At 57.7% G+C, this 3,771-nt stretch carries 5 protein-coding genes; all 5 read right to left on the bottom strand.

The features are described from left to right. Nucleotides 1–100 precede the first annotated feature (100 nt). Entirely contained in the window at nucleotides 101–463 is a 363-nt protein-coding gene (locus B9Z43_RS16900) for a hypothetical protein (protein WP_108327083.1), read from the bottom strand. A 7-nt stretch (nucleotides 464–470) separates the two neighbouring features. Next, nucleotides 471–581 (bottom strand): DUF3489 domain-containing protein, encoded by a 111-nt coding sequence (locus B9Z43_RS16895; RefSeq protein WP_369910468.1) that lies wholly within the window; start codon nucleotides 579–581, stop codon nucleotides 471–473. A 118-nt stretch (nucleotides 582–699) separates the two neighbouring features. Next, the gene (locus tag B9Z43_RS16890; RefSeq protein WP_108327081.1) at nucleotides 700–1,689 is read right to left on the bottom strand and encodes a tyrosine-type recombinase/integrase; all 990 of its coding nucleotides are present in this window, start codon (nucleotides 1,687–1,689) and stop codon (nucleotides 700–702) included. After that, complete coding sequence (locus B9Z43_RS16885) at nucleotides 1,686–2,606, bottom strand: tyrosine-type recombinase/integrase (RefSeq protein WP_108327080.1); 921 nt, start codon at nucleotides 2,604–2,606, stop codon at nucleotides 1,686–1,688. The genes B9Z43_RS16890 and B9Z43_RS16885 overlap by 4 nt, the downstream gene beginning before the upstream one ends. Next, nucleotides 2,603–3,771: site-specific integrase (locus B9Z43_RS16880; protein ID WP_199222336.1), on the bottom strand; the 1,169-nt coding region annotated here is incomplete at its 5' end. The genes B9Z43_RS16885 and B9Z43_RS16880, both read right to left, overlap by 4 nt.

Below are 3,771 nucleotides of genomic sequence, written 5' to 3'. Positions count from 1 at the left end.
AGTCTCCAAAAGTTGGTGGACCTGCCAGCTGAACGCTGAAATTATGTTGTGTCAAGACACGGGTTGGAGATGCCCTTTCTAGTGAGAAACCAATCTTGGATCACATAAATATGGCCGCAACATAACGACCATAGTCCGATCCAGATGGGTCAATAAAAAGATAAGGGCGACCGGGTGCATGGACCTCGACACACAGTCTGCCATCTGCGTAGTACCCGCCCTTGCCTTTGAGCCAAGCGCGAGACTGGAGCAGGTTCATCGCAAAGCTGTCGAACTCTGCTGGCTCCATGTCGCGGGTTTCGGTGATGTAGATCGTGCAGTCTTCGCTGCCAGCGATCTCGCTCATGGTCGCGGGCTTGCGGCCAAAGGGCAGGCGGATGCTGAGCTCTTCGACTTGCATGTCCTTGCCATCGAAGTGGATGATCAAGGGTTTACGTTCAATCGTGATGGTCATGGTTTTCATGTGAGTCTCAGGCAGCTTGGTTTGCGATTCTGTAGATGCGGTCTGCACCGTTTTGCTTTTCTGATGTGATCTCCAGGCCAAGCTTCTTCTTGAGAGCTCCAGCCATAGCGCCTCGCACCGTGTGCTGCTTATGCCGATGTCGGCATAAGGCGCATTACGCCGATGTCCTGGTTATGCCGACCAACATCAGCAACTCGGCCTGTGTGGTGGAGCACGCTGCTTTGCGGTCGGCATAATCACAGAGCATCCAAGAAGGTGAGCAGTTTGTCACTCGGGCGGAAGCGACCGGGTTTTGTTTCTATTGGTGCTGTCTTGGCCAAAGCTCGTTCTTTGATCCCCAAATCTGCATGCAGGTAAATTTGCGTCGTCTCGACCTGTTCGTGACCAAGCCAGAGCGCTATCACTGATGTGTCGATACCTGCCTGCAACAGACGCATGGCAGCAGAATGTCGCAGCACATGCAAGGTCACCCGCTTACACGTCAGGGATGGACAAACAGCAGTGGCATCCGCGACATATCCTGCAAGTCGGCGTTCAAGCGCATCTCGACTGAGCGTGCGTCCACTTTGTGTTGGGAACAGTGGTTCACCAGGCTGACCTGAACGCTCGGCCAGCCAGACCCGCAAGACGGCCACAGTACTCGAAGTCAGTGGTGTGACCCTCTCCTTACGTCCCTTGCCATTACAACCCACATGTGCGCCTGCGCCAAGATGCACATCGCTGCAGCGCAGTCCGATGAGTTCGGATGCTCGAAGTCCAGTCTGGACCGCGAGGCTGAACAGGGCCATGTCGCGCCGCCCGGTCCAGGTTGCCCGATTTGGCGTGGCCAGTAGGGCCTTGATTTCCCCCTCACTCAGGTAGGTCACGAGCCGTCGCTCGAAGCGTTTCGGTGGGATAGCGAGAACACGATCGATGGTGGCAGCATGTTCGGGATGGCGAAGAGCCGCATAACGGAATAGAGAGCGAATCGCCGCCAACCGCGCATTGCGGGTGCGCACACTGTTCTTTCTGTCGCGCTCCAGATGGTCAAGGAAGGCACCGATCAATGGCGAATCGAGATCGTCGATGTCGAGTTTGGCTGGCACCTTACTGTATCGTTCCGAAGCGAAGACCAACAGCAGCCGCAGTGTGTCGCGATACGCCTGAAGAGTGTTCGGACTCACCTGGCGCTGGCGGATGAGCCGATCACTGAAGAATAGTTGTAGTGTTGTGGCGAGGGTGGTCATACGTCACCTCGCAGGTGACGATCGAGTCTTTCGCCTGCCAGCCCCAGTAACTCCGGCGCGGCTGACAGGTACCAATAGGTACCGCCAGGATCGGTATGACCAAGATAGGTGGACAGGATCGCAAGGCGAGAGCCGGGAGCGGCTGTCCTGTAGTCATCGGCGATGGTGCTGACAGCAAAGCTGTGCCGAAGATCATGAATCCGTGGTCGACATCTCGTCGAGCGCGCAACGATGCCGCAATGGTGCAGCAGTTTTTGGAAGATCGGCTGCACGCCCGTATAGCGCAGTCGTTTGGCGGTCGAACTGATCAGCAGGGGCGACGTGTTCCGCGCACCGGGGCGATCATCTCGGCACAGGTATTCGTTCAGCGCCGCGACGGTGCTCGGATGCAGTGGCAAGGCGCGCGCCTTGTCGAACTTGCCGTGCCGGATGGTAACCATGCCGCTGCCCGCATCGAAGTCATCTCGGTCGAGTCCTATCGCTTCTCCGATCCGCATGCCGCTCACCGCCAGCAAGCCGATCAGCGTGCGATAGGTTGCCTGCACATGCGATCCACGCAGGATCGCTGTGGCTCGCATCAAATCCGCAATTTCCTGCGCGGTGTAGAGATATGGCGTTGCGCGACGCCCTCGTGCCGGCAGAAGTTCTCTGGGCGGCACCTCGGTCATTGGATCGAGTGTTTGCATGTGCCGAGCAAACAGACGAACATCGGCCAGACGTCTGGAGGTCCAAATCACGTCTGCACCGCAAGGGAGATCCGCCCAGGCTAGCGCCGTTTCGGTCCGAACATGGGTCTCACCGCGATCTTCGGCGAAGGTGACGAACTGGCCGAGAAGCCGCTCTGCCTTGTCCATCTTGTAGCCGAGGGCGCGCCTCATGCTCAAATAATCAACAAGGTAATTTCGTAAGTTGCTCATAGCGCGCCCTCCGGCCAAGGGCGTGCGATCAGACGTAAGTTGTCACGGTCCACCTTGGCGTAAATCGCCGTGGTCGCGGTGCGGCGGTGGCGCAAGAGCTGACCGATCTCCGGCAAGGATGCACCGGCTCGTAAAAGCTCTGTTGCTGCGGTGTGGCGCAGGCGATGCGCATGCACTCGCCCAAGGCCAGCGCGCCGAGCGACGTCCGCTACGATGGTGCTCACACGGGTCGTGCTGAGCGCGTGATGTGGTGCCAAGTGCCTGACGAACACGGTCCGCTCTTTGGCATGCGTCGGTCGGCCGTGTTGCAAATATTCGGCGACTCTATACCCAACATCGGGGGGCAGGGGCACTTGTTCATAACAATTGCCCTTGCCGTGAACACTGATCGTACCTGCGCGCCAGTCAATATCGTCAAGCCTGAGCCTAGCAACCTCTCCGCGCCGCAAACCGAACCGGACCAATAAGGTCAAGATTGCCAGATCACGGCAACCGACAGCGGTGTCGACATCGCAGGCGGCAAGCAAGCGACGCACCTGATCGGGCTCAAGCCCCTTGGGCAGACCGGCCAGCCGACGGCGGAGCACCTTTGGTGCAGCGTGGACGAGCGATCGCTCCGTGACGCCATCGAGATGCAGGAAGCCAAGGAACGAACGCAGCGCTGTGACCGTCAGTTTTGCCACGCCAGCGTTCAGTTGCGGACACCTCGCAACCACGAAGGCGGTGACATCGGCCGATTTCAGATTCCGGAGATCGAGACCACCTTCAAGTACCCTTTGGGACAGGAATGGACGCAGGCAATCGATATACCGCGCGGCCGTTACCATGGCCAAGCTGCGTTCTGCCGTCAGGAAGATTCGGTATCGATCGAGAATTGCGCTTGCGGGGTTTGGGGATACTGGCGCCTCAAGAGGAGGCGTGATCTTCAGCCGACAGAGATAGTCCAGGATCGGACGCAGTGTTTCATGCGTCTTGTGTCTAGAGTAGCCAGCAGAGCGGCGATCAAATAAGAAACGATCCACCAGTTGGAACGATAGATCACCTGCGGATAGTTCGTGGACCTGCAGCCAATCGTTCAGATCAGCAAACAACTTCTTCTTTTTGGCAACGGTACTTGGTTTGTATCCTTGCCGAAGTAACTCAACTTCAAAATCCCGCAAAAGAT

It is taken from the genome of Limnohabitans sp. MMS-10A-192 (assembly GCF_003063335.1).
Lineage (GTDB): Bacteria > Pseudomonadota > Gammaproteobacteria > Burkholderiales > Burkholderiaceae_C > Limnohabitans_A.
This window is presented reverse-complemented; position numbering and strand designations above follow the sequence as displayed.

Bases quoted from the DNA above. Each gene is read 5' to 3' on its own strand.
- B9Z43_RS16885 (WP_108327080.1), bottom strand. From the start codon at position 2,606: ATGAGCAACTTACGAAATTACCTTGTTGATTATTTGAGCATGAGGCGC.
- B9Z43_RS16890 (WP_108327081.1), bottom strand. From the start codon at position 1,689: ATGACCACCCTCGCCACAACACTACAACTATTCTTCAGTGATCGGCTC.
- B9Z43_RS16900 (WP_108327083.1), bottom strand. From the start codon at position 463: ATGAAAACCATGACCATCACGATTGAACGTAAACCCTTGATCATCCAC.